Source organism: Streptomyces sp. NPDC048182 (assembly GCF_043202555.1).
Classification (GTDB): domain Bacteria; phylum Actinomycetota; class Actinomycetes; order Streptomycetales; family Streptomycetaceae; genus Streptomyces.
In genome coordinates, this window is sequence record NZ_JBIDAQ010000001.1 from 100,516 (window position 1) to 124,960 (window position 24,445).

Annotated in this window: 24 protein-coding genes, 1 other RNA gene and 1 pseudogene; 13 read left to right on the top strand and 13 right to left on the bottom strand. The window is 75.3% G+C overall.

Annotated features, from left to right (window positions below):
- The first annotated feature begins 53 nt into the window (after positions 1-53).
- The 4 genes from ACGFZL_RS00485 (at position 54) to ACGFZL_RS00500 (ending at position 4,193) form a co-directional block, all read left to right on the top strand.
- On the top strand, positions 54-1,073 hold the full coding sequence (locus ACGFZL_RS00485) for a hemin ABC transporter substrate-binding protein (protein ID WP_393687841.1): 1,020 nt from the start codon (positions 54-56) through the stop codon (positions 1,071-1,073).
- Positions 1,070-2,161, top strand: a complete 1,092-nt coding sequence (locus ACGFZL_RS00490; protein WP_393687843.1) for a FecCD family ABC transporter permease — start codon at positions 1,070-1,072, stop codon at positions 2,159-2,161. The genes ACGFZL_RS00485 and ACGFZL_RS00490 overlap by 4 nt, the downstream gene beginning before the upstream one ends.
- Entirely contained in the window at positions 2,158-3,000 is an 843-nt protein-coding gene (locus ACGFZL_RS00495) for a heme ABC transporter ATP-binding protein (protein WP_393687845.1), read from the top strand. The genes ACGFZL_RS00490 and ACGFZL_RS00495 overlap by 4 nt, the downstream gene beginning before the upstream one ends.
- Positions 3,001-3,197: 197 nt before the next feature.
- Positions 3,198-4,193: a hypothetical protein gene (locus ACGFZL_RS00500; RefSeq protein ID WP_393687847.1), complete on the top strand. Its 996-nt coding sequence runs from the start codon at positions 3,198-3,200 to the stop codon at positions 4,191-4,193.
- Positions 4,194-4,226: 33 nt separating this feature from the next.
- Here ACGFZL_RS00500 and ACGFZL_RS00505 read toward each other — a convergent pair whose 3' ends face one another.
- Together ACGFZL_RS00505 and ACGFZL_RS00510 are read right to left on the bottom strand one after the other, a co-directional pair.
- A complete protein-coding gene (locus ACGFZL_RS00505; RefSeq protein WP_393687849.1) occupies positions 4,227-4,961 on the bottom strand; it encodes a bifunctional DNA primase/polymerase in 735 nt (244 codons plus the stop codon).
- Positions 4,962-5,084: 123 nt separating this feature from the next.
- On the bottom strand, positions 5,085-5,720 hold the full coding sequence (locus tag ACGFZL_RS00510) for a TetR/AcrR family transcriptional regulator (protein WP_393687851.1): 636 nt from the start codon (positions 5,718-5,720) through the stop codon (positions 5,085-5,087).
- 164 nt (positions 5,721-5,884) lie between these two features.
- Between ACGFZL_RS00510 and ACGFZL_RS00515 the strand changes: the two genes are divergently transcribed.
- Positions 5,885-6,085 (top strand): DUF6243 family protein, encoded by a 201-nt coding sequence (locus ACGFZL_RS00515; protein ID WP_393687853.1) that lies wholly within the window; start codon positions 5,885-5,887, stop codon positions 6,083-6,085.
- A gap of 177 nt (positions 6,086-6,262) precedes the next feature.
- Here ACGFZL_RS00515 and ACGFZL_RS00520 read toward each other — a convergent pair whose 3' ends face one another.
- From ACGFZL_RS00520 to ACGFZL_RS00530, 3 genes are read right to left on the bottom strand one after another with little or no spacing between them, the layout of a single operon-like run.
- Positions 6,263-7,267, bottom strand: a complete 1,005-nt coding sequence (locus ACGFZL_RS00520) for a small ribosomal subunit Rsm22 family protein (RefSeq protein ID WP_393687855.1) — start codon at positions 7,265-7,267, stop codon at positions 6,263-6,265.
- 34 nt (positions 7,268-7,301) lie between these two features.
- Positions 7,302-8,417 (bottom strand): serine hydrolase domain-containing protein, encoded by a 1,116-nt coding sequence (locus ACGFZL_RS00525; RefSeq protein WP_393688635.1) that lies wholly within the window; start codon positions 8,415-8,417, stop codon positions 7,302-7,304.
- Positions 8,418-8,428: 11 nt separating this feature from the next.
- On the bottom strand, positions 8,429-9,883 hold the full coding sequence (locus tag ACGFZL_RS00530; protein WP_393687857.1) for a multidrug effflux MFS transporter: 1,455 nt from the start codon (positions 9,881-9,883) through the stop codon (positions 8,429-8,431).
- 93 nt (positions 9,884-9,976) lie between these two features.
- On the opposite strand from ACGFZL_RS00530, the gene ACGFZL_RS00535 reads away from it, so the two are divergent.
- On the top strand, positions 9,977-11,053 hold the full coding sequence (locus ACGFZL_RS00535) for a Gfo/Idh/MocA family protein (RefSeq protein WP_393687859.1): 1,077 nt from the start codon (positions 9,977-9,979) through the stop codon (positions 11,051-11,053).
- Here the strand turns inward: ACGFZL_RS00535 and ACGFZL_RS00540 are convergent.
- Entirely contained in the window at positions 11,040-12,680 is a 1,641-nt protein-coding gene (locus tag ACGFZL_RS00540; protein ID WP_393687861.1) for an alkaline phosphatase D family protein, read from the bottom strand. The two genes, ACGFZL_RS00535 and ACGFZL_RS00540, sit on opposite strands and share 14 nt — an antisense overlap.
- A 158-nt stretch (positions 12,681-12,838) precedes the next feature.
- On the opposite strand from ACGFZL_RS00540, the gene ACGFZL_RS00545 reads away from it, so the two are divergent.
- On the top strand, positions 12,839-13,642 hold the full coding sequence (locus ACGFZL_RS00545) for an SDR family oxidoreductase (protein WP_393687863.1): 804 nt from the start codon (positions 12,839-12,841) through the stop codon (positions 13,640-13,642).
- Positions 13,643-13,926: 284 nt separating this feature from the next.
- Here the strand turns inward: ACGFZL_RS00545 and ACGFZL_RS00550 are convergent, their stop codons facing one another.
- Positions 13,927-14,253 carry a nuclear transport factor 2 family protein gene (locus ACGFZL_RS00550; protein WP_355166703.1) on the bottom strand — a complete coding sequence of 109 codons (327 nt, stop codon included), beginning with the start codon at positions 14,251-14,253 and terminating at the stop codon, positions 13,927-13,929.
- Between the two features lie 173 nt (positions 14,254-14,426).
- On the opposite strand from ACGFZL_RS00550, the gene ACGFZL_RS00555 reads away from it, so the two are divergent.
- The gene (locus ACGFZL_RS00555; RefSeq protein WP_355166701.1) at positions 14,427-14,969 is read left to right on the top strand and encodes a DoxX family membrane protein; all 543 of its coding nucleotides are present in this window, start codon (positions 14,427-14,429) and stop codon (positions 14,967-14,969) included.
- A gap of 440 nt (positions 14,970-15,409) precedes the next feature.
- Here the strand turns inward: ACGFZL_RS00555 and ACGFZL_RS00560 are convergent, their stop codons facing one another.
- From ACGFZL_RS00560 to ACGFZL_RS00570, 3 genes and pseudogenes are all read right to left on the bottom strand, one after another.
- Complete coding sequence (locus tag ACGFZL_RS00560) at positions 15,410-16,141, bottom strand: hypothetical protein (protein ID WP_355166699.1); 732 nt, start codon at positions 16,139-16,141, stop codon at positions 15,410-15,412.
- Between the two features lie 137 nt (positions 16,142-16,278).
- An RNA gene (gene rnpB, locus ACGFZL_RS00565) (RNase P RNA component class A) lies at positions 16,279-16,680 on the bottom strand.
- A 32-nt stretch (positions 16,681-16,712) separates the two neighbouring features.
- Positions 16,713-17,019, bottom strand: a pseudogene (locus ACGFZL_RS00570) (hypothetical protein).
- Between the two features lie 116 nt (positions 17,020-17,135).
- Between ACGFZL_RS00570 and ACGFZL_RS00575 the strand changes: the two are divergent.
- The 4 genes from ACGFZL_RS00575 to eda all read left to right on the top strand — a co-directional run bounded on the left by ACGFZL_RS00575 (position 17,136) and on the right by eda (position 20,013).
- The gene (locus tag ACGFZL_RS00575; RefSeq protein ID WP_393687866.1) at positions 17,136-17,900 is read left to right on the top strand and encodes a MerR family transcriptional regulator; all 765 of its coding nucleotides are present in this window, start codon (positions 17,136-17,138) and stop codon (positions 17,898-17,900) included.
- Positions 17,897-18,478, top strand: coding sequence for a hypothetical protein (locus ACGFZL_RS00580; RefSeq protein WP_393687868.1), 582 nt, complete (start codon positions 17,897-17,899; stop codon positions 18,476-18,478). Before ACGFZL_RS00575 ends, ACGFZL_RS00580 begins: the two co-directional genes overlap by 4 nt.
- A 28-nt stretch (positions 18,479-18,506) precedes the next feature.
- A complete protein-coding gene (gene yaaA / locus ACGFZL_RS00585; RefSeq protein ID WP_393687870.1) occupies positions 18,507-19,292 on the top strand; it encodes a peroxide stress protein YaaA in 786 nt (261 codons plus the stop codon).
- 67 nt (positions 19,293-19,359) lie between these two features.
- Complete coding sequence (gene eda / locus ACGFZL_RS00590) at positions 19,360-20,013, top strand: bifunctional 4-hydroxy-2-oxoglutarate aldolase/2-dehydro-3-deoxy-phosphogluconate aldolase (RefSeq protein ID WP_355166689.1); 654 nt, start codon at positions 19,360-19,362, stop codon at positions 20,011-20,013.
- Here eda and ACGFZL_RS00595 read toward each other — a convergent pair.
- From ACGFZL_RS00595 to ACGFZL_RS00605, 3 genes are read right to left on the bottom strand one after another with little or no spacing between them, the layout of a single operon-like run.
- The gene (locus ACGFZL_RS00595) at positions 19,988-21,370 is read right to left on the bottom strand and encodes a bifunctional RNase H/acid phosphatase (protein WP_393688637.1); all 1,383 of its coding nucleotides are present in this window, start codon (positions 21,368-21,370) and stop codon (positions 19,988-19,990) included. The genes eda and ACGFZL_RS00595 overlap by 26 nt on opposite strands.
- A 21-nt stretch (positions 21,371-21,391) precedes the next feature.
- The gene (locus tag ACGFZL_RS00600) at positions 21,392-22,135 is read right to left on the bottom strand and encodes a C4-type zinc ribbon domain-containing protein (RefSeq protein ID WP_355167176.1); all 744 of its coding nucleotides are present in this window, start codon (positions 22,133-22,135) and stop codon (positions 21,392-21,394) included.
- Positions 22,132-23,013, bottom strand: coding sequence for a Nif3-like dinuclear metal center hexameric protein (locus ACGFZL_RS00605; protein ID WP_393687873.1), 882 nt, complete (start codon positions 23,011-23,013; stop codon positions 22,132-22,134). The genes ACGFZL_RS00600 and ACGFZL_RS00605 overlap by 4 nt, the downstream gene beginning before the upstream one ends.
- A 200-nt stretch (positions 23,014-23,213) precedes the next feature.
- Here ACGFZL_RS00605 and ACGFZL_RS00610 point away from each other — a divergent pair, with 200 nt between their 5' ends.
- On the top strand, positions 23,214-24,365 hold the full coding sequence (locus ACGFZL_RS00610) for a hypothetical protein (RefSeq protein WP_393687875.1): 1,152 nt from the start codon (positions 23,214-23,216) through the stop codon (positions 24,363-24,365).
- Positions 24,366-24,445 lie beyond the last annotated feature (80 nt).

The following is a 24,445-nucleotide window of genomic DNA, read 5'->3' on the forward strand; positions in this document are numbered from 1 at the left end:
ATGACCGGCCCCGCCCGACAGTGGCACCGGTGACCGAAAGGAACGGACGGACCTTGCGACGCTTGCGAACCCGACTGGCGGGAGCACTGCTGTCCGTGCTCGCCCTCTCCCTGGCCGCGACCGGCTGCGGAGGCGACTCCGGGGCGGCCCCCGCGAAGACGAGCGCGGCGGCTTCGGGACAGCCCGCGAACCGGGTCGAGCCGCTCGCGAAGGCTCCCGAGCCGCGCCTCCCGGTGACCGTCCGCTCCGCCGACGGCCGGCGGGTGACGGTCCGGCAGGCCCGGCGCGTGGTACCGCTCTCCGGCAGCCTCAGCGAGATCGTGTTCACGCTCGGGCTCGGCGACCGGGTCGTGGCCCGGGACATCACCGCCACCTTCGCGCAGGCCGGGAAGCTGCCCGTGGTCACCCGGGGCCACGACGTCTCGGCGGAGAGCGTGCTCTCGCTCCGGCCGGACCTCGTCATCGCCGAGACCACCACCGGGCCCGCCGAGGCGGTGGACCAGATCCGCGCCGCCGGTGTCCCGGTGCTGTTCGTCAAGGCGGCCAAGGGCCTGGCCGACGTGGGCCCGCGCATCCGTACGGTGGCCGGCGCGCTGGGCGTGCCGGCGGCCGGCGCGGAGCTGACCCGGCGCTCGGAGCAGCGGATCGCCGCCGTGCGCAAGGGCGTTCCCACGGGTGGGCCCAGGCCCCGGGTCGCCTTCCTCTACCTGCGCGGCTCGGCCTCCGTCTACCTCATCGGCGGCCGGGACTCGGGCGCCGGTTCGCTGATCGAGGCGGCCGGCGGGGTGGACGCCGGGGCGGCCTCCGGGCTCGGCAAGGACTTCACCGCCATCACCAGCGAGGCCCTGGTGAAGGCGGCGCCCGACGCGATCCTGGTGATGACCAAGGGCCTGGAGTCCGTCGGCGGCGTGGACGGCCTGGTGAAGATCCCCGGCGTCGCCCAGACCCCGGCCGGCATGGACCGCCGGATCGTCTCCGTCGAGGACGGCGTGCTGCTCAACTACGGCCCGCGCACCGACCAGGTGCTCACGTCGGTCGTCGGCCAGCTCTACGCGAAGGACGGCGCGCGATGACGGTGGTGGAGGACCCGGTCCGCCGGGCCCCGGCAGCACCGGCGCGCCCGCGCGGCCGGCGACGCACCGCCGCCTGGCTGCTCACCGCCGGGCTGACCGCCGCCCTGCTGGTCCTGGTGCCGGTCGCGGCCGGCACCGGCGCCTACCCGATCCCGGTCGGCGACGTGCTCGGCTCCCTTCAGCACCGGGCAGGGCTCGGCGGGGCGGGCCTCGACCGGGTGGCGGAGTCGGTGCTGTGGAACGTACGGCTGCCCCGGATCGTGCTCGCGCTGCTGATCGGCGCCTCGCTGGGCTGTGCGGGCGCGCTGATGCAGGGCGTGTTCGGCAACCCGCTGGCCGAGCCGGCCACCATCGGCGTCTCGTCGGGGGCGGCGGTCGGCGCGGTCGCCGCGATCTCGCTCGGCCTGGACTTCCTCGGCACCTGGACGCTGCCCGCGATGGCCTTCGTCACCGGCCTGGTCACCGTGCTCCTTGTGTACGCGATGTCCCGGGCGCGCGGGCGCACCGAGGTGGTGACGCTGATCCTGATGGGCATCGCGGTGAACGCCTTCGCGGGCGCGCTGATCGGCCTGTTCGTCTTCCTCGCCGACTCCGCCGCGGTCAACCAGATCACCTTCTGGCAGCTCGGCTCGCTCGCCCAGGCCACCTGGCCCAAGGTGCTGGCCGTACTGCCGTGCGCCGCGCTCGGCCTGGTCGTCGCCCCGCTCTACGCCCGCCGCCTGGACCTGCTCGCGCTCGGCGACCGGCCGGCCCGGCACCTGGGCGTGGACGTGGAGCGGCTGCGGGTGGTGCTGATCCTGCTGGTGGCGCTGCTGACGGCCGCCGCGGTGAGCGTGTCGGGCGTGATCGGCTTCGTCGGCCTGGTCGTGCCGCATCTGATGCGGATGGCGGCGGGGCCGGGGCACCGGTTCCTGATCCCGGCGAGCGCGCTGGGCGGGGCCCTTGTGCTGCTCGCCGCCGACCTCGCGGCCCGCACCGTCGCGGAGCCGGCCGAGCTGCCGCTCGGGGTGCTGACGGCGCTGCTCGGCAGCCCGTTCTTCTTCTGGCTGCTGCGCCGCACCCGGCGCAGGCAAGGGGGTTGGGCATGACGGGCGTCCTGCGCAGACTGCTGGCGCCGGCCCGCCCCGCGCCGCCCCCGGCGCCGGTGCCCGGCGAGGTGCTCGCCGAGGCCGAGGGCCTGCGCGTCCGCCTGGACGGGCGGACCGTCCTGGACGGCGTCGGCGTCCGGGTCCGCGCCGGCGAGGTGCTGGCCCTCGTCGGTCCCAACGGGGCCGGGAAGTCGACCCTGTTGAGCGCCCTGGCCGCCGACCTCCCGGCCGCCGGGGGCGTCGTACGCCTGCACGGGCGCCCGGCGCCGGACTGGTCCGCCCCCGAACTGGCCCTGCGCAGAGCGGTGTTGCCTCAGTCGGCCGCCCTCTCCTTCCCCTTCCCCGTCGAGGAGGTCGTGCGGATGGGCCGGGCGCCGTGGGCGGGCACCGAGCGGGAGGACGAGGACGACGCTGCGGTGGCCGACGCGATGGCCCGCACCGAGGTGGCCGCTTTCGCGGGCCGCCCGTTCGCCGCGCTGAGCGGCGGCGAGCGGGCCCGGGTCGCGCTGGCCCGGGTGCTGGCCCAGCGCGCCCCGCTGCTCCTGCTCGACGAGCCGACCGCCGCCCTCGACCTGCGTCACCAGGAGCTGGTGCTGCGGCTGTGCCGGGAGCGGGCGCGGGCCGGGGACGCGGTGGTCGTCGTCCTGCACGACCTGGGCCTCGCTGCGGCGTACGCGCACCGGGTGGCCGTGCTGCGCGCGGGCCGCGTCACGGCCGACGGCCCGCCGTCCGAGGTCTTCTCCGACGCCCTGCTCTCCGAGGTCTACGAGCAGCCGGTGGAGGTCTTCCCGCACCCCCGCACCGGGGCGGTCCTGGTCACCCCGCGCCGGGACACCTGACACCGGCGCGGGGTCCCGTCCGGGCGGGGGCGGGCGGGGTGTTCACCTGTCGCCCGGCACCGGGGGACGCGCTCGGCCCACCGCCACCGGCACCGGCGAGGTCACGGTGTGGTGGCGGTCGGGGCCGTCCCGGCGTCGGGGGTCCGGGGCGTCCCGATAGGGTTCGGCTCCGGGAAGGGCAAGGTGGAGGAAGGCCGATGAGCAGGGACCGGGGTCCGCGAAGGGCGCGCAGGCTCGCACGGATAGCCACGGCGGTGACCGCCCTGTCGGTCACCGCGAGCGGGTGCGTCGTGGTGCACGGCGAGCGGGAGTTGATCCCGGCGGCCACCCGCGCCGAGGCGGCCCGGGCCCTCACGGAGTTCACCGCCGCCTACAACGCGGCCGACAGGGCCTACGACCCCGCCCTCGACGCCGAGCACACCACCGGCGCCCTCGCCGCCATCGACGAGGCGCGGCTGCGGGCGGGCCGCGCCAACCACCCGCGGGGCAACCCGGCGTACACGCCGCTCGCACTGACGGACGCCGAGTTCACCATCCCGAAGAAGCCGGGCTGGCCGCGCTGGTTCGTCGCCGACGCCCGGGGCAACAAGGGCGGCGACCGGCGCTGGCTGCTGGCCTTCACCCGGTCGGGCCCCGACGCGCGCTGGCAGGCCGCCTACCTGACGCTGGCCGCCCCGGACGACGTCCCCGACTTCCGCACCGACGCGGACGGCTGGGCCGAGGCCGTCCCGGCGGACGCGGCCGGCCTCGCGGTCGCGCCGGGCGGCCTGAGCAAGGCGTACGCCGACTGTCTGACGCGCGGCGGCACGGTCTTCGCCGACGGCGCGTACACCAGCGCCTTCCGGCAGGCGCGGGAACGGCGGGCGTCCCGGCCCGGCCTGGTCTCGCAGTACATCGACGAGCCGCTGACCGGCGGCGACCAGACCCCCCTGGCACTGCGCACCCGGGACGGCGGGGCGCTGGTGTTCTTCGCGAGCCGGCACTACGAGAAGCAGACCGCCGCGCGCGGCGCCTCGGTGCCGACGCCGGGCGACGACGTGCTGGCGCTGACGGAGGGCGAGATCAAGCAGTCCCTGACGATGGAGTTCGTCTCCAACGAGATCGCCCTGGACCCGGCGCGGGGCGCCGGGGAGGCGGGGCGGGTGTCGGTGCTCGGCCGGGTGCAGGGGATGACGTCGGGGAAGGGCGAGTAGCGCCGGGCCACACGTCGCCGGCCGCGGACCCGGTCAGCGGCGCGAGGGCCAGGCCGCCGCGGGGTGGCCGTCGTTCTCCTCGACCGCGTGCCGCGCGCAGGCGTCGGTGAGGGTCTCCAGGAGGGTCAGCGGGTCGGGCAGCGGATGCTCGGGCCCGCGCACCCAGTGCACGCCCCGGTCCTCGCCGGGCAGCCGGGCCGGCGGGACGAGGACGTAGGAGCCGCGGCAGTGCCAGCGCAGGCCGGGGTGCTCGTCCATGGTCTCGGGGTGGCAGTCCAGCTCGCAGGGCCACCACTCGTCCTCGTCCTCGGGGGTGCCGCGGGTGAGGGTGAAGAACAGCAGCCGCCCGTCGTCGCTCTCGGCGACCGGGCCGACCTCGACCCCGGCCTCGAGCAGCCGGCGCAGCGTCTCGCGGCCGACCTCCAGGGGCACGTCCAGCACGTCGTGCACCATGCCGGTGGCGGTGATGAAGTTGGCCTGCGGCTGGTGCCGGGCCCAGCGCTCGATCTGGGCCCGGTCGGCGGTGGACTGCGTCTGCCAGGCGAAGGAGACCGGGTGCCGGGCGGGGGTCGGACAGCCGACGCGGTCGCAGGAGCAGCGGTATCCGGCCGGGTGCGCGGCGGGTGCCAGCGGCAGTCCCGCGTCGGCGGCGGCGCGCAGCAGATCCTCCCGGCCGCCGTCCCCGGCGGCCTCCTTCGGGCGGCGTCCGCGCAGCCATCGGGAGAGTTTGCCCTGCTTGCCGGGATCGCCGCCGAACTCCGCGCTCATCTATCCCCTCGCCTCGCCGTCGTGCGCACCAGCATGCCCTACGGCACCCGCCGCGCGTGCGCGGGGTCAGGAAACGAACGGATTTGCCTGGTCAGGACCGCTTCGGCCCATCCGGCTTCGCGGTCAGCGGGGGGCGAGGCCGTGCAGCGCGTAGTCGACGAGGGTGTCGGTGTACTCGTAGGAGAGGGGCCCGGTGAACTGCAGCCAGCGCTGGGCGAGCGGCGAGACGAAGAGTTCCATGGCGATGCGCGGGTCCAGGTCGGCGCGCATGTCGCCGGCGTCCTGGGCGGCGCGCAGCCGGGTGACGTAGAGCTGGAACTGCGGCTCCATGAGCTCGGCCACGCACTTGCGGGCGAGCTGCTCGTCCACCATGCCCTCGGCGGCCAGCGCCCGGGACGGCGCGTAGAACTTCGGGTCCTGGAGCTGGTCGACGGTCATGCGCAGGACGTTCTTGAGGTCGGCGGCGAGGTCGCCGGTGTCGGGGATCTCGTACGGCTCGCCCCCGGCCTCCCGGGCGGCCTGCTCGGACAGGTCGAGGAACGCCTCCAGGAGCACGTCCGCCTTGGAGGACCACCAGCGGTAGATGGTCTGCTTGCCGACGCCGGCCCGGGCGGCGATGCCCTCGACGGTGGTCCTGGGGTAGCCGACCTCCGCGACCAGGGCGAGGGCGGCGTCGTAGATGGCGCGGCGGGAGCGCTGGCTGCGGCGGGCGGCGTCGGGCTGCGGCCGGGCGGCGGCGCCGGTCTTCTGTGAGGCCATGCCGTGAATGTACCAGGCTGACAAGACGTACCGTCTCGCCTGACGACCGGGCCCCGCACGAAACCCCTTGACAAGACGGTCCGTCTCGCTGGAGAGTCGTCACATCGCGGGCGAGACGAACCGTCTCGTATTGATACAGGGCACCGATCAAGAGGAGTGACCTCATGTCACGAGGTGGAGCGGGAAACATGCTGGGCGTCGGCGGCGCGCGCCGGAACCTCGGCCGCAGCGCCCTGCGGGGCGGCGGGCCGGACGGCCGGGTCGGCGGCGGGCAGAGCCCGCAGGCCCAGAAGCGGGAGCTGCTGCGCAGGCTCCAGGAAGAACGGGAGATGAAGAAGGGGAACACCGGCGCCGAGGCGTCGTGACTAGGGCGTGTCCGCAAAGTCCCGTCGTCCGCCCGCAGGGCGGGCCGCGCGGCGTCCGGTGCGTGCTCTCGGTGTGCCGGGCGGACGCCCGCGTACTGGTTGTACGCGGGCGTTCGGCCGGTGCGGCGAGAGTGCGTGCCGGGCGTCGCACGGCAGGCGGGACTTTGCGGACACGCCCTAGGCCCCGTCCTCCGTCGCCGTCGGCCACGGGTCGCCCCAGTCGGCGTCGCGGGCGGCCTTGTACAGGTCGCCGTGGCGCTTGGTGACCGTGCGGCGGCGGAGGTGCTCGTCGGGCTCGCAGAGGTCGAGCAGGACCTGGCCCTTGCGGATCTGCGGGCGCCGGACCACCCGCGAGGGGGCCGGGGCGGCGGGCAGGCGGGTGGCGGCGACGTAGCTGAACTTCTCGTCCTCGTACGCCAGCGACCCGCCCTTGACCTGCCGGTGCAGGGAGGAGCGGCTGACGCGGGCGGCGAAGTGGCACCAGTCCGTGCCGGGCGCGATGGGGCAGGCGCCGCTGTGCGGGCAGGGCGCGGCGACGCGGAGGCCGGCCGCGATCAGGCGGTCGCGGGCCTCGATCACCCGGGCGTAGCCGTCCGGCGTGCCGGCCTCGACGATCACCACGGCGCGGGCGGCTCCCGCGGCGGCGTCCACGAGGGCGGCGCGGTCGGGGGCGGTGAGTTCGTTCAGGACGTAGGAGACGGTGACGAGGTCGGTGTCCGGCACATCGAGGCCCGCGCCGATCCGCGCCCGCCGCCAGCGCACCTCGCGCAGGGCCTGGTCGGCGGCGGCGATCTCCCGGCCGAGGGCGAGCGCGGGCTCGGCCCAGTCGAGCACGGTCACCGGGCGGACCCCGGCCCAGGTGGCGCCGGCCGCCCAGGTCGCCGCGCCGGTGCCGCCGCCGATGTCGACGTGGCTGCCGGGCGCCCAGTCGGGCACCGCGTCCGCGAACGCCCCGAGCGCCGCGCGCACCGCCGCGAAGGTGGCCGGCATGCGGTAGGCGGCGTAGGCGACGACGTCGGCGCGGTCCCGCAGGATCGGGGCGTCGGTCGGGGTGGCCCCGCGGTAGGTGGCGATCAGCCGCTCCACGGCCCGCCCGGCCTCCCGCGCCGGCAGCCCGTCGACCAGCTCGGCGAGGGCGGCGCGCAGGGCGTCGGGGGAGGCGGCGGGGGCGGGGGCGTTCACCCGGCGATTCTACGAGGTGGCTCCGCTAGGTGGTTCAGATGGCCCGCACCGCCCGGGCCACCCGCGTACCCAGGGCCGCGCGCGGGCCGTTGTCCGGGGGGCGGCGGCAGGGGTGGACCGTGTTGGCCAGGAGGACGGCGAAGGTGTCGGTCGCGGGGTCGAGGACCAGCATCGTGCCGGTGAAGCCGGTGTGCCCCGCTGCGCCCCGGCCGGCCAGTTCGCCCATGAACCAGGGCTGGTCCAGGGCGAATCCGAGGCCGGGTTCGGTGAAGAGCAGCTCGACGAAGTCGGACCCGAGGATCCGCGCCGGCCCGTACGCGCCGCCGCCGAGCAGCGCCCGGCAGAAGATCGCCAGGTCGCGGCCGGTGGAGAAGAGCCCGGCGTGCCCGGCCACCCCGCCGAGCGCCCAGGCGTTCTCGTCGTGCACCACGCCCCGCAGCATGCCCCGGTCGGCCTTGGCCCACGGCCGGCGCTGGTCCTCCGTCGCGGCGGCGCCCGGGCAGGGCCCGAAGCGGGTGGCCGTCATGCCCAGCGGGCGGGTGATGCCCTCGTGCACGAGGACGTCGAGGGTGCGGCCGGTGAGGCGTTCCAGGAGGTGCTGGAGCAGCAGCATGTTCAGGTCGGAGTAGCAGTACGTGCCCGGCACCCCGACCGGCTGCTCGGCGCGCAGCCGGGCCAGGCGGGCGGCGTCGTCGGCGTAGTCGTAGAGCGGGAGTTCGGGGCGCAGTCCCGAGGTGTGCGTGAGGAGTTGGCGCACGGTGACGCCGTGGGCGGCGGCGCCCCGGAAGTCCGGCAGGTACGCGCCGACCGCGGCGTCGATGCCCAGCGTGCCCCGCTCGATCTGCTGCACGGCGGCGACCGCGGTGAACAGCTTGGTCAGCGAGGCCAGGTCGAAGGGGGTGCCGGCGGTCATCGGCACCCGGGAGCCGGCCGGCAGCTCCACGCCCCGGCCGGTGCGCGGGTCGTAGGAGGCGTAGCGCACCGCCCAGCCCGCGGCCTCCTCCACCGCCAGCACGGGCCCGCGCCCGACGGCCACCACCGCGCCGGCCGCCCAGGGGTCCGCCCCGGAGGTGAGGGCGTGCACGTCCTCCACGACCCGGCGCAGTTGCGCGGGGTCGAGGCCGGCCCGTTCGGGGGTGTCGTTGCGCAGTCTGGGGGTGCTCAGTGCTCCGCTCCCTCCGGGGTGCCGGGGGCGGCCGGGGTACCAGAGGCGGCGTCGGCCGGGGTGCCGGACGTGGCACCGGCCGGGGTGCCGGACGGGGTGCACGCAGGGTCGGCCGTGGTGCCGGACGGGACGCCCGAGGCCGTTCCTGACCCGGTCCCCGTCCCGGGGCGGCCCCGCCGCGGGCGGCACAGCGCCGCGAAGCAGCCCAGCGCCACCACCGCCGCCGTCAGCTGCACGAGCGCCATCGGCAGCGCGGTGTCCTCCCCCGCGACGCCGACCAGCGGGGAGGCGACGGCGCCGATGAGGAACGAGGACGTGCCGAGCAGCGCGGACGCCGAACCCGCCGAGGTCCGCACCCGCATCAGGGCGAGCGCCTGGGTGTTGGGCAGGCTGATGCCCATCGCGGACATCAGCACGAACAGCGCGGCGGCGACCGGCGCGAGCCCCACGTCCCCGAACACGCCGAGCGCCATCAGCAACAGCGCGCTCGCGGCGGCGATGACGATCAGCAGCCCGACGCCGAGCACCCGCTCCAGCGGGACCCGGCCGACCAGCACCTTGCCGTTGAGCTGCCCGACCGCGACCAGGCCGATGGAGTTGAGGCCGAAGAGCAGGCTGAAGGTCTGCGGGGAGGCGCCGTAGATCTCCTGGACGACGAAGGGGGACGCCGAGATGTAGGCGAACAGCGCGGCGAAGGCGAAGCCGCCCGCCAGCATGTACCCGGTGAACGCCCGGTCGGCGAGCAGCCCGCGCATCGCCCGCACGGTCTCGCGGGCCCCGCCCGCGTGCCGCTGCCCGGGCGCCAGTGTCTCCGGCAGCCGCGCCCAGACCAGCGCGCCGAGCAGCACCCCGACCACGGTGAGCACGGCGAACACCCCGCGCCAGTCCGTCACCCGGAGGATCTGCCCGCCGATCAGCGGCGCGACGACCGGGGCGACACCGGAGATCAGCATCAGGGTGGAGAAGAAGCGGGCCATGGCCATGCCGTCGTACAGGTCGCGGACGACGGCCCGCGCGATGACGATCCCGGCGGCCCCGGCGAGGCCCTGCGCGAGGCGGAAGGCGACGAGGAGTTCCACGGTGGGCGCGAAGGCGCACAGGGCGGTGGCGAGGACGTAGACGGCGAGGCCGCTGAGCAGGGGCCGGCGGCGGCCCCACTTGTCGCTCATCGGCCCGACCACGAGCTGGCCGAGCGCCATGCCGGCCAGGCAGGCGGTGAGCGTGAGCTGCACGGTCGCGGCGGGCGCGTGCAGGGACCGGGTGACCTCGGGCAGGGAGGGCAGGTACATGTCCATGGCCAGCGGCGGCGTGGCGGTCAGGCCGCCGAGCAGCAGGGTGACCAGGAGCCCCGTGCGCCGGGCGGCGGCGGCCGGCACGGCGTGTGCGGCCGCGGCCCCGGACGCGTCCGCGTGAGTCTCCGTGGCCGACATGGACGGCCCGCGCTCGGGCATGTGCCCCTCCCTCTCGTTCGGATCCGGCCCCTATGCTCTCAGCTCGTACGGGCGGAAACGAACACGACCGAACAGGGCGAGGGCGGGGCAGCGGTGGCCGAGCAGAGGGTGCGCTGGGGAATTCTGGCGACCGGCGGGATGGCGGCGACGTTCGCGGCGGATCTGGTCGATCTGCCGGACGCGGAGGTGGTGGCGGTCGCCTCGCGGTCGGAGGCGTCGGCGCGGGCCTTCGCCGACCGCTTCGGGGTGGCGCGGGCCTACGGCGACTGGGCGTCGCTGGCCGCGGACGAGGAGGTCGACGTGGTGTACGTCGCCACCCCGCACGCGGCGCACCGCGCGGCGGCCGGGCTCTGCCTGGAGGCGGGACGGAACGTGCTGTGCGAGAAGCCGTTCACGCTGAACGTGCGGGAGGCGGAGGAGCTGGTCGCGCTGGCCCGCGCGCGCGGGAGCTTCCTGATGGAGGCCATGTGGATGTACTGCCATCCGCTGGTGCGCCGCCTCGCGGCACTGGTGGCGGACGGCGCGGTCGGCGAGGTGCGCAGCGTGCAGGCCGACTTCGGGCTCGCGGGGCCCTTCCCCGCCGCGCACCGGCTGCGGGATCCGGCGCAGGGCGGCGGGGCGCTGCTCGACCTGGGGGTGTACCCGGTGTCCTTCGCGCACCTGCTGCTCGGGGAGCCGGCGGACGTGGTGGCGCGAGCGGTGCTCTCGGAGGAGGGCGTTGATCTCCAGACCGGTGCCGTGCTCTCGTACGAGAGCGGCGCTCTCGCCTCGGTGCACTGCTCCATCGTCGGCGCCACCCCGAACGCCGCCTCGGTCACCGGCTCGGCGGGCCGGATCGACGTGCCGGACGGCTTCTTCTTCCCGGAGCGCTTCGTGCTGCACCGGGCCGGCCGCGACCCGGAGGAGTTCGCGGCCGACCCGGCGGACGGGCCCCGGGCCAGCCTCAGGCACGAGGCCCGGGAGGTGATGCGGGCGCTGCGCGCCGGGGAGAAGGAGTCCCCGCTGGTCCCGCTGGACTCCACGCTCGCCGTGATGCGGACGCTGGACGCGGTACGGGACCGGATCGGCGTCCGCTACCCCGGCGAGAGCGACGGACGGGCGGGCGAGGGGGTCGGTGAGGGGCCCGGTGACGGACCCGGTGAGGGGGCCGCCCTCCTCACGCCGGCTTGAGGCCGGGCTCCCCCACCTCCGTCACGAAGGAGCCGGAGACGGTGAGCGGCGCGCCCGGCACGGTCACGCGGGAGACCGTCTTGAAGTCGGCGCGCGCCTGGTCCCGGCCGAGCCGCACCGTCGCGTAGCCGCGCAGCCCGTTGTAGAACCTCAGGTGCGGGTTGGCGGCGGTGAGGTCGTCGTAGTTGGACGGCCTGGCCGAGCCGTCCTTGCCGGTGGCGATGGAGGTCGTGACGATCTCGGTGCCCACGGTCGGGGAGTCGGGGTCGGCGAAGTCCCGCTTGATGTCGAAGCCGTAGTGCACGTGCACGTCGCCGGTGAGGACCATCAGGTTCTCCACCCCGGCGGCCCGCGCGCCGGCCATGATCCGGTCACGGGAGGCCGGGTAGCCGTCCCAGGAGTCCATGGAGAGCTTGGCGGGCACGGCGCTGTTCTGGTTGCGCAGCGCGAAGGTCACCTGCTGCGGCACCACGTTCCACAGCGCGTCGGAGCGCCGCCAGCCGTTGATCAGCCAGCGCTCCTGCGCGTCGCCGGTGAGCGTGCGCCTCGGGTCCTCGGACTCCGGGCCGGGGAACTGCCAGCCGTCGCCGTACGCCTGGTCGGAGCGGTACTGGCGGGTGTCGAGCACGTCGAACTGGGCCAGCCGGCCCCAGTGCAGGCGGCGGTAGAGCTTGAGGTCGGGGCCGTCGGGGAGCTGGGGGCGGCGCAGCGGCATGTTCTCCCAGTAGGCCCGGTAGGCGGCGGCCCGGCGGATCAGGAACTCCTCGGCGGGGCCCCCGTCCTCGGGGACGTCGTCGGCGTAGTTGTTCTCGGTCTCGTGGTCGTCCCAGGTGACGACGAAGGGGTGCGCGGCGTGCGCGGCCCGCAGGTCGGGGTCGGACTTGTAGAGGGCGTACCGCAGGCGGTAGTCCTCCAGCGTCGTCGTCTCGTGGTTGAACAGGGCGGGCAGGGTGCCCCCGGGGTAGGCGCGGGAGCCGCCGGTGGCGTTCACCGGGTACTCGTAGAGGTAGTCGCCGAGGTGGAAGACGACGTCCACGTCGTCCTGCGCCAGGTGCCGGTACGCCGTGTAGTACCCCTCGTCGTACTTCTGGCAGGAGACCAGGGCGAGGCTCAGCTCGCGGGTGCGGCTCGACGGGTCGGGCGCGGTGCGGGTGCGGCCGACGGGGCTGACCCAACTGCCCGCGCGGAAGCGGTAGTAGTACTCCCGCCCGGGGTCGAGGTGGCCGACCTCGACGTGCACGGTGTGCTGGAACTCGGGGTGGGCGGTGTCCCAGCCGCGCCGGACGATCCGGCGGAAGCGCTCGTCCAGGGCGAGTTCCCAGCGGACGTCGACGCGTTTGGCGGGCAGCCCGCCGTCGGCCTGGTAGGGCACGGGGGCCAGCCGGGTCCAGAGCAGGACCGAGTCGGGCAGCGGGTCGCCGGAGGCGACGCCGAGGGTGAAGGGGTCGGCGTCGAGCCGGGCCGTGTCCAGCTCGGCGGCGCTCGCGGTGCCGGCGGCCGGCAGGTTGACGGAGAAGGCGAGCGCGGCGGCGGCGCCGGTGACGGTCAGGAAGCGCCTGCGGCCCAGGTGCCGGGCGGCGGCGCGGAGTTCGGTCGCGTGCGGGGTGCGGTCGTGAGCGGTGGTCATCCGGTCCTCCCCTTGCGGTGGCGCCGCGGTGGCGGGCGGCGCGCTGGGTGCACGGAGCATTCGACCGGCGGGGGACGACTCGGGCTTGGCGCGGACATGGCGACCGCATGTCGGATGGGTGAGTTCCGCATGATCGGCGACGCGTACGCTGCGGCCCCATGAACACCGAGACAACCGCGGACGCGACCGGCGGCACGGAAGAGGCGCGGGACCAGGGCAGGCCGGTGGCGCTGATCACCGGCGCCGGATCGGGCATCGGCCGGGCGGTGGCCGCCGAACTCCTCGGCGCCGGCTGGTCGCTGGCCCTGGCCGGCCGCCGCGTGGCGGCCCTGGAGGAGACGGCCGCCCTGGTCCCGTACGGCGACACGCTCGTCGTCCAGGCCGACGTGTCACAACCGGACGACGTACGCGCCCTGTTCACCGCCGTACGGGACCGCTTCGGCCGCCTGGACCTGCTCTTCAACAACGCCGGCACCTTCGGCCCGGGCGGCGTGCCGGTCGAGGACCTCGACTACGCGGCGTGGCGGCACGTGGTGGACACCAACCTCAACGGGGCGTTCCTGTGCGCGCAGGCGGCGTACCGGCAGATGAAGGAGCAGGACCCGCAAGGCGGCCGGATCATCAACAACGGCTCGATCTCCGCGCACACCCCCCGCCCGCACTCGGTGGCCTACACGGCGACCAAGCACGCGCTGACCGGCCTCACCAAGTCCCTCTCCCTGGACGGCCGTCCGTACCGCATCGCGGTCGGCCAGATCGACATCGGCAACGCGGCCACCGACATGACCGCGGCGATGGAGGCGGGCGCGCTCCAGGCCGGCGGCGAGGTGGCGCCCGAGCCCGTCATGGACGTGGCCGACGTCGCGCGCACCGTGCGGCACATGGCGGAGCTGCCGCTGGAGGCCAACGTGCAGTTCGCGACGGTGCTGGCGACGGCGATGCCGTATGTGGGGCGCGGCTGAGCCCGAAAGGTCACGCGCACGAGCGGAATTCGATGATCCGCCCTATTGCGGCTGGCGGGTGAGGTGTGCTCAACTTTCCTTCACCGGAGCTTCACACGTACAGCACCGGTCTTCGACGACTCTTCGCGAGCCGCGCCCGGCCGTGCCGAGCCATGTCGAGGGGGGACGGCAGCCGTTCGGCTCCGCCGGGTGGGGGGGGAACTCACCGGCGGGGCGGAACGGCTGCCACATTTCCGCCCCTGACCACCGTCCGCCTACACATACGCCTACGCCCGTGCCTACGCCTACGCCTGCCCGGTCTCGAAGCGGGCGATGCGGCCGTCCTCGTCGACGGTGAAGTCCCAGCGGGTGCGCATCTCGCCCCAGGCGTCGTTGCGGTAGCGGGCGACGAGGGCGCGCCCGCCGTTCGACTCGCGGTCGACCTCCAGGTGGCCGTTGGAGGAGAAGATCTCCTGGTCGATCCACTGGGCGAGGTCCCGGTCGTCGCCGTCGTCGGCCATGGTGGCGTCCGGGGCGAGGGTGGCGAGGAAGGCGTCGCGGTCGTGCGCGTTGACGGCGGCGACGAAGGCGCGGACGGCCGGGTCGCTGAGTCGGGTCGGCTGAATCGTCATGCGGGTCAGCGTCACACCGGCCGCGGGGGCCCGCCACCCGAACGGCGTCCGGCGCGCGCCCGTGGGATGTCGCCGGGCAGCGGGCGGTGGGACGGTGGACGGAGGATGCTGCCGTCGCCGTCGGGTGCCGCCGTCGTCGGGTGCTGCCGCCGCCGTCCACCGAAGGAGCCGACATGTCCTGTTTCGACCGCCGCGATCTCGGTCTGCTGCTACTCCGTCTGGGCACGGGAGGTGTCCTCGCCGCGCACGGCGCGCAGAAGCTGCTCGGGTGGTTCGGCGGCCACGGCATCGAGGGGACCGGCCAGTTCATGGAGTCCATCGGCTACACGCCGGGCCGGGCCAGCGCGATCGCGGCGGGCGCCGCGGAGGCCGGCGGCGGGCTGCTGCTCGCCCTGGGCCTGGCCACCCCGGCCGCGGGCGCGGCGGCGGCCGGCGGGATGGCGGGCGCGGCGGCGGTGCACACGCCGAACGGCTTCTTCGCCCAGTCCGGCGGCTACGAGTACGCCGCCTACCTGGCCCTGACGTCCACCGCCCTCGCGGTCGCGGGCCCGGGCCGCCTCTCTCTGGACCACGCCCTCGGCCACACGGTCAACCGCGCCTGGATGGTCCCGGCGGCCCTGGCGGCGACGGCGGCGGGCACGGCGGCGGTCGTGGGCGGCCGGAACCGGCGGGTGCGGCGGGCGGCGGAGGAGCGGCAGGAGTCGCTGTTCGACTGAGCGGCCGGGGTGACCGGCCGGCCGGGGCCGCTCCGGGGGTCGGGGTCGGGTGGGTGACGGGACCCGGGAGGCGTATCCAGCTCCCGGGCCCCTGGGGATGCCACCCGCACACGCACGCCGGAGGCGTTTCGAGAGACCGGATCAGTCGTCATGCCGCCGCGTTCTGCCTTTGAACTACCGCACCACGAGAGGTGCAGGCGAGAGTCGAACTCGCATCCGACGGCGCTCGTCCGGCCGGGTCGCTCCGGCGATCGGTGGCGATGCTGAAGCTGGAGCGAGAGTCTGAGATTGCCGGGCCGCGGACGTCTTCGCGCCCCGCGAGCCCATCAGTCTGACGTTCAGTTTCAGCTTGCGCTCCGCGCGCGAACCGGTCCTCATCCCGGCCCGCGCCTTTCGCGCACCCCCGCGCTCGCACGCGGGGGCGTTTCATGAGGGGGACGTCAGCCGAACAGGTACCCGAACACCGCGTCCCCGACCCGCTGGTCGGCGACCTCGCCGCCGTTGGCCTCCTCGCGGGCGAACTTCACTGCCTGCTGGAGCTTCTCGACCCGCTCCACCAGCTCGTTCACCCGTCGCGCCGGAAGCGCGCCGGAGAACTTGACGGTCGTCCAGTACCCGATCGGCACGTCCTCGTAGTACACCTCGACCTGCGCCGGGTGCTTCTCCGTGGCCTCGGCCTTGACGTGGTTGCGCGGCACCTTCTTGGTCCGGATGGTGCGCACGGGGTCGGTCTTCCACCAGTCGGTGGACGGGTCCGGGGACCAGGACTCGGCGCTGTCCAGGGTGGGCAGCTTGCGCACGAAGGCGTGCACCTCGCCGAGCTGCTTCTCCAGGAAGAGCAGGTAGCTCACCGGCACGTCGGCGACGACGGTCCGCCCGTCCACCGCGACGTCCGCGCGGGCCGCGCAGTTCGCCCAGTCCTTGGTGGCGGTCACGTCGAACAGCCGGGTCAGCGAGGCGGCCATCTCGCGCAGCACGTCCTCCGCCCGCACCTGCACCCGAGTGGACTCGGGCGGCAGCTGCTCGCCCTCCTCGTCCTTCGGCTGGTACGTCCGCGAGATCCCGGCGAGCAGAGCCCCCTTGCCCACCTTCGCGTGCGCCTGGTTCACATCCTGCAGCGCCTTGCTCTTGACGCCCTTCTCGACGGCGACGATCTGATTGAGCCTGGTCATCGGGTCCTCCCCCCGTTGCGGCAACGGTGCGACGGTAGCCCGGGGCCGGGAACGGGCGCACATCATTTAGGGCGCCGAGGGCGCCGAGGGCGACGTGGGGCTGAGTCCCGCTACGGTCAGCTCGAAGAGCCGAGCGGCAGACGAGTCGGGCTGTACGCCGGGTTCTGTCCCGGGGGCCCTCGCGGGCCTTCCGGTGACGGTCATCCATCTAGGGCCGGCGTTGCCGCCGGCCTCCAGCGGTCTACCCGCGGACTCGGGCGGGCCGCCCTCGAACATCCGCGCAGGGACACCGGGGTGTCCCCTTCTTGACCTTGCTCCGGGTGGGGTTTACCTAGCTGCCCAGGTCGCCCTGGGCACTGGTGGTCTCTTACACCACCGTTTCACCCTTACCGAGGATCGAGATCCCCGGCGGTCTGTTTTCTGTGGCACTGTCCCGCGGGTCACCCCGGGTGGCCGTTAGCCATCACCCTGCCCTGTGGAGCCCGGACGTTCCTCGGGAGGCCCCCGAAGGGACCCCACGCGACCGTCCGCCCGGCTCGTCTGCCGTGTGGACCATGGTACCGGCCCGGGCTCAGAGAAAGTCGCCGGTGTCCAGGTCGAAGGCGAAGGGTTCCGGGAGGGGGACGGGGTCGAGGAGGTAGGCGGGGATCTGCGCACCGGCGTAGCAGCGGCGGCGACCGGTCTCGCGGTCCACCTGCGGCCTGGCCGGGGTCACCTGAAGGACCAGGGAGACGCCGTCGGAGGGCATCCAGATGTCCGCGCCCCGGTAGAGGCGCCGGCGGCGGCGTCACGACGATCTCCCCCTCGATCAGCTGGGCTCGGAAGCCCTCCGGTGTGCCGAGGGCCAGGAACCCCTCCAGGAGGATGTCCGCGGTCATTCCGCCAGCGTGGGGCACCGGCGAGCGCCCGGCCGGTGTGAAGGGGGTCGTTCGCTCGATCGTGTAGGAGGCGGCCCCCTTGACCTTGCCGCACCGTCAACGTCTTCACTGACCCCATGCGGATCGGAGAACTCGCCGCCACCGTCGGCGTCACCACGCGGGCCGTGCGGCACTACCACCACGAGGGGCTGCTGGCCGAGCCCGGGCGGCTGGCCAACGGGTACCGGACGTACACCCTGCGGCACGTCGTCGTGCTGGCCCGGATCCGGCGGCTGACGGAGCTGGGGCTCGGGCTCCCCGAGGTGCGGGACGTGTTGCGTCGCGACGCCGGGAAGGATCTGGTCGAGGTCGTCGAGGAGCTGGACGCCGATCTGGCGCGGCAGGAGGCGGCGATACGGGAGCGGCGGGCGCGGCTGCGGACGCTGTTGGACGCGGAGGGAGCGCTGAGCGCCGACGGGCCGGTGTCGCCCGAGCTGGCCGCGTTGCTCCCCGGGGCCGGCGGCTCCCCCATGGCCGCCCGGGACCGGGAACTGCTCGCGCTGGTGGAGAGCACCTCATCGGAGGAGGGGCGGGCGCGGCTGCTGGACGCTCTGCGCGCCGCCTACGCCGAGCCGGGCGCGGCCGACCGGGCCCGGCGGGCCTACGCGCTCCTCGACGCCCTCGTCGACGCACCGCCCGCGGACCCGCGCGTCGCCGAGGCCGCCCGGTTGCTCGCCGCGTGCGTGCCCGCTCAGCTCGTGTCCGGGAACGACGCCGGGAACGACGCGGCGAACCGGGCCGAGGACGGATTCCTGCGGATCTTCTACGACGACTTCGCGCCCGCCCAGGCCGAGGCCGTCCGGGAGGCCGTGCGCATCGTCTCGCGAGGGCCGCGGGCGTGAGGGTTCTCGGCCGGCTCCTGCGGCACGAGGCGCGGGTGCTGGGGAGTGTGGCCGCGTGGGGGCTGCGGCGGACGCCGAGGGGCGGGCCCGGCCGCTTCGGGTATGCCCGGGGGCAGGGGGCCATGGCCTTCGGGCTCGGGTTCGTGTGCCTGGTCGAGACCGTCATGATGGCCCTGCTGCTGCGGCGGTGGCCCGTCGCGCACGGCCTCGTGCTCGGGCTCGATCTGTACGCCCTCCTCTCCGTCGCCGGGATGTACGCCGCGGCCGTCACGCACCCGCACCTGCTGGACGCCGGCACGCTGCGCCTGCGCCGGGCCGTGCACGCCGACGTACGGATACCGCTCGCGCACATCGCCTCCGTACGGCGGGAGCTGCGCACCTCACAGCGGCCCGGTGACGGCGCGCTGGAGCTGGCCGTGGGGGCGCAGACGTCCGTCACTCTCGAACTCGCCGAGCCCGTCACCCACGTCTCCCTGCTCGGACGGCCTCGCACCGTCACCGTCGTGCGCTGCCACGCCGACGACCCCGACGGGCTGGTACGGGCGGTCGGGGCCGCCGCGCGGCACGCCGTACCCTGAGCCGGGAGTCGGAGAACGAGGAGTACGTGTGCTGGTCCTGCTGCCGCCGTCGGAGGGTAAGGCGTCGTCCGGGCGGGGTGCCCCGCTGAAGCCGGAGGCCCTGTCGCTGCCGGGGCTCGCGTCCGCCCGGGAGACCGTGCTCGGGGAGCTGGTCGAGCTGTGCGCCGGGGACGAGGAGAAGGCCCGCGAGGTGCTCGGGCTGAGCGAGGGGCTGCGCGGGGAGGTCGCCAAGAACGCCGGGCTGCGGGAGGCGGGGGCGCGGCCGGCCGGGGAGGTCTACACCGGCGTGCTCTACGACGCCTTGGGGCTGGCCTCGCTGGACGCGGGGGCCAAGCGGCGGGCCGCCCGGTCGCTGCTCGTCTTCTCCGGGCTGTGGGGGGCGGTGCGGGTGACCGACCGGATTCCCTCCTACCGGTGCTCGATGGGTGTGAAGCTGCCCGGCCTCGGTGCGCTCGGGGCGTTCTGGCGGGAGCCGATGGCCGAGGTGCTGCCCGAGGTGGCCGGGAGCGGGCTGGTGCTCGATCTGCGGTCGGCGGCCTACGCGACCGCCTGGCGGCCCAAGGGGGAGGTCGCCGGGCGGACGGCGAGCGTACGGGTGCTGCACGCGCCGACGCGGAAGGTGGTCAGCCACTTCAACAAGGCCACCAAGGGGCGGATCGTCCGGAGCCTGCTCACCTCCGGGAGCGCGCCCGCGGGGCCGGCGGAGCTGGTCGAGGCGCTGCGGGACCTCGGATACGTGGTGGAGGCGGCGGCGCCGACCCGGCGGGGTGGGCAGCCGTGGGCGCTGGACGTGCTGGTGGAGGACGTGCACTGAGGCGGCCTCCGTTGCGCGCGATGCAACGGGCTTTGCGCAGGATGCTCGCGCCCGGCACGATGTGCCCATGACCTCCGCGCTGCCCCCGGCCCCCTCCGTCCTCGAGATCGCCCCCGTCGTGCCCGTCGTCGTCGTGGACGACCTCGCCGACGCCGTACCGCTCGCCCGCGCCCTCGTCGCCGGCGGTCTGCCCGCCATCGAGGTGACGCTGCGGACGCCGGTCGCGGTGGACGCCATCCGGGCCATTGCCGGGGAAGTGCCGGGTGCCGTGGTCGGCGCGGGGACGCTCATCACCCCGGAGCAGGTGCGGGACGTGATCGCGGCCGGGGCGCGGTTCCTGGTCAGCCCCGGGTGGACGGAGTCGCTGCTGGAGGCCATGCGGGCGTCCGGGGTGCCGTTCCTGCCGGGGGTGTCGACCACGTCGGAGGTGGTGGCGCTGCTGGAGCGCGGCGTGCGGGAGATGAAGTTCTTCCCCGCCGAGGCCGCCGGCGGCACCGCCTACCTCAAGGCGCTCGCCGCCCCGCTCCCCCAGGCCCGTTTCTGCCCGACCGGCGGCATCGGGCCGGCCTCCGCGCCGGAGTACCTCGCGCTGCCCAACGTCGGTTGCGTGGGCGGCAGTTGGATGCTGCCGAAGGACGCGATCGCCGACCGGGACTGGGCGCGCGTCGAGGCGCTGGCCCGCGAGGCGGCGGCGCTCAGCGCAGGTGGGACGTGTCGTTGAACAGGCGGAGGCTGGCGCCGCCGTCCGCGTAATGCGCGACCGCCGAGAGCGACGCCGCCGACAGCTCCATGCGGAACAGCGACTCGGGCGGGGCGCCGAGGGCGAGGCGGATCAGGGTCTTGATCGGCGTCACGTGGGAGACCAGGAGTACGGTGCGGCCCGCGTACGCCGCCACCAGGCGGTCCCGCGCGGCGGCGACCCGGGCGCCGGTCGCCGCGAAGCTCTCGCCGCCGCCGGTGGGTCGGGCGTCCGGCGAGGCCAGCCAGGCGTCCAGGTCCTCGGGGTGGCGTTCGCGCACCTCGGCGAAGGTCAGCCCCTCCCAGGCGCCGAAGTCCGTCTCGCGCAGGCCCTCGTCGACGGCCACCTCAAGACCGAGGCGGGCCGCGACGACGCCGGCGGTCTCCCGGGTACGGGCCAGCGGCGAGGAGACGATCGCCTGCACCGTGCCGCGCCTTGCCAGGCTCTCGGCGACGCGCGCCGCCTGCTCCCGGCCCACCGCCGACAGGGCCGGGTCGCTGCCGCCGCTCCCGGAGAACCGCTTCTGCGGGGTCAGCGGGGTCTCGCCGTGCCGCAGCAGGACGAAGGTGGCGGGGGCGCCCATGTCGGGCGGACCCCAGCCAGGTGCGGCGGGAGCGGCCACTGAGGCCGGGGCGGTCGCCGACGCGGGAGCGGCCACTGAGGCCGGGGCGGTCGCCGACGCGGGAGCGGCCACTGAGGCCGGGGCGGTCGCCGTGGCGGCCACGGCCTTGGCGGCCCGCGCATCCGCGGCCCCCGTACGAGACGCCCCCGCGCGGGCGCCGGCAGGGTCGTCCCCCACCTCGGCCGACACCTCTCGCAGGGGCTCCGCCGCAGACCGGGCCCCAGTGGCCCGCGCGTCCGCCGACCCCGTACGGGAACCCCCGCCGGCGTCCAGCTCCGCCGTCGACCCCGACGCCGACCACGCCTCCCCCCGCGCCCCCGCGTCCATCGCCTCGTTCGCCAGCCGGTCCGCGTGCTTGTTCTCGGCGCGCGGGATCCACTCGTACGTCACGCGGTCCGGCGGGAAGACGCCCGCCGCCTCCGCCGCCAGCGGCTTCATGCCGGGGTGCTTGATCTTCCAGCGGCCCGACATCTGCTCGACCACGAGCTTGGAGTCCATCCGGACGTGCACCGCCGCCCCGGGGTCCAGCTCGCGCGCGGCGCGCAGGCCGGCCAGCAGGCCCCGGTACTCGGCGACGTTGTTCGTGGCCACGCCCAGGTACTCGGCGGTCTCGGCCAGGGTCTGCCCGGTGGCCGCGTCGCGCACCACCGCGCCGTAGCCGGCCGGACCGGGGTTGCCCCGCGAGCCGCCGTCGGCCTCGACGACCAATTCCCGCACGGCGGAGGCCATCGGAAGGCCCTACAGCCCGGAGTCGGCCGTGCGCACCAGGATGCGGCGGCAGTTCTCGCAGCGCACCACCGTGTCCGGCGCCGCCGAGCGGATCTCGCTCAGCTCGGTGATCGCCAGCTCCTGGCGGCAGCCCTGGCAGGCGCGCTGGTACAGCTTGGCCGCGCCGACCCCGCCCTGCTGCTCGCGCAGCTTGTCGTACAGCTTGAGCAGGTCCGCCGGGACCGACCCGGCCACGACCTCGCGGTCCTTGGTGACCGAGGCCGCCTCGCGGTCCAGATCGGCCACGGCCGCGTCGCGGCGCGCGGTGGCGTCGTCGATCTTGCCCTGCACCGCGCCGACCCGCTCGGTCAGCTCGGCGGCCCGCTCCTGGGCGGACTCGCGGCGCTCCATGACCTCCAGGACGACGTCCTCCAGGTCGCCCTGCCGCTTGGCGAGGGAGGCGATCTCGCGCTGGAGGTTCTCCAGGTCCTTCGGGGAGGTGACGGCACCGGAGTCCAGGCGCGTCTGGTCGCGGACGGCGCGCTGGCGCACCTGGTCCACGTCCTGCTCGGCCTTGGTCTGCTCGCGCGCGGTGTCGCTCTCCTCGGTCTGCGCGGCGACGAGCAGGTCGCGCAGCTGGGCGTGGTCCCGGGTCAGCGACTCGATCTCGGCGTGCTCGGGCAGGGACCTGCGCTTGTGCGCGAGCTGCGTCAGGCGCAGGTCGAGGGCCTGGACGTCCAGGAGGCGGATCTGGTCGGCGGGCGCGGCGTTCAGTTGGGGGCTCCTGCTGTCGGGTCGGACGCGTACACGGACGCGTCGTCGGGGGTGGTGGACGCCGCGTGGGCGGTCCAGGGGTCGGTGACCGTCCGGGAGACGTGGACGCGCAGGTCCCATCCCTCGCGGTCGGAGATCTCGTCGAGCTGGGCCGCGGCCTGCTCGCACCAGGGCCACTCGGTGGCCCAGTGCGCCGCGTCGAGCAGCGCCAGGGGCGCCTGCTCGCGGGCCTCGGACGCCGGGTGGTGGCGCAGGTCCGCGGTGAGGAAGGCGTCGACGCCGGCCGCGCGGACCTGGTCGAAGAGGCCGTCGCCGGAGCCGCCGCTGACGGCGACCGTGCGCAGCACCGCCTCCGGGTCGCCGGCGACCCGGACGCCCTGCGCGGTGGCGGGCAGCCGCTCGGCGGCGCGGGCGGCGAACTCGCGCAGGGTCAGCGGGTGGTCGAGAGCGCAGATCCGGCCGAGGCCGCGGCGGCCCTCGGGGTCGCCCGCGTCCGGCACCAGGGGCCCTACGACGCGCAGGCCGAGGGCGCCCGCCAGGGCGTCGGAGACGCCGGGCTCTGCGGTGTCCGCGTTGGTGTGCGCGACGTGCAGCGCGATGTCGTGCTTGATCAGGGTGTGCACCACGCGGCCCTTGGGCGTGGCCGCGGCGACCGTCGTCGTGCCGCGCAGGTACAGCGGGTGGTGGGTGACGAGCAGATCGGCGCCGAGCTTCACCGCCTCGTCGGCGATCTCCCGTACCGGGTCCACGGCGAACAGGACCCGGGAGACCTCCTGGTCGGGGTCGCCCGTGACGGTGCCGACCGCGTCCCAGGACTCGGCCCGCCCGGCGGGCCACAGGTTCTCCAGCGCGGCGATGACTTCTGACAGACGGGGCACGGAGGCAAGGCTACCTGGCCGTTCCGCGCCCCCGCACCGCCCGGTGCACGGCCCGCGCACGCCCCCGCGGGCCCCAGCACACCTCGCCCCGGCCGCCCCGCCGAATCGTTCCCGCACCACCCGTACGGGTGAGGGGCGCGGTCCTCCGTCACCCGCCCGTGCGTGCGATACCTACCGTCGTGGCGGGAGGTGACCGAACGATGACGGCGTGTGCGATCGAGCCCTCGGCGGGCGCCGGGGACACGGAGGGCCCGCGGGCGGCCTGCACCATCGGCGCGGACGGCGGGTACGCCGCGCGCCTCACCGGCGACGGTGACGGGAACCGCTACCCGGAGCGCTGGACCCTGGCCGGCCCCGAGCCGTACGCGGTGGCGCTGGCCGGCGGCCAGCCCGAGGAGCCCGGCACCGAGGTGCAGCCGATGGGCGACGGGCGGGTGCTGGTGCACCGGGTGGCGGGCGGGCGGCACCTGTTCTCGCTGCTGTATCCGACCGGGCCCGGCACCGGCGAGCTGCCGCTCGGCTCGGTCGAGTGCCCGGACGAGACCGTGCGGCTGCGGCTGCTGCCGCCGGTGCCGGGCGGTGAGCGGGCGTACGCCCTCGCCGTCGGCCCGCGTTCGTCGGCGCTGTGGCTGGTGGCGGGCGGCGCCTTCGGGCCCGAGCACCTCGCGGTGGTCCCGGGGCGCTGCTCGGGAGGGGCGTGGCTGGACCGGGCGGGGCGGATGCTCGCCCTGGACCGGGAGGCCGAGGGGCGCACCAAGGCCGTGGTGGTGGACCTGGCGCGGGGCGGCGAGGTGTCCCCGCTGCTCCAGATCGCGGAGGACAGCGACGACCGGGTGCTCCTTGCCGACCCGGACAGCGGCCTCGTCCTGGTCCACTCCGACGCGCCCTCACCCGGGGAGCCCCGGCTCGGCTGGGGGGTGCTCGGCGGCACGCTGCCGGTGCGCTTCCCGGAGTGCCTGCGGCTGCCGGAGTGCGCGGTGACGCCGTTCGCGATCCAGCCGGGGCAGGTGCTGACGCCGGAGCGGTGCGGGGTGGCGCTGCGGCTCGACGGGGCGTTCGGCAGCTGGGTCGGGGTGTGGCGCCCGGCCGGACGCCGGGTGCGGCACCTGCTCGCGCCGGAGGGGTGGCTGGCGGGCGCCGGACTGTGGACGCCGGAGGGCGAGCTGCTGCTGCCGTACGCGACGGAGCGGACGCCGTGCGGGCTGGCGCGGTCGGCGGGGGTGCCGGAGGAGGACGAGCCGGCGACCGTCCCCGCGGCGGGGCCGGCGGACGTCCCCGTGGCGGAGCCCCCGGCCGCACCCCGCCCCGTACCCCTGCAACAGGCGCCGCTGGGGCGACTTGTGACGAAGTAGTGCCGGTCGGCGTGACCGCCTGGATTCGACCCGAGGTGTGCCGGTTAGACTCGCCCGGCTGTTGAGAAGATGATGTTGAC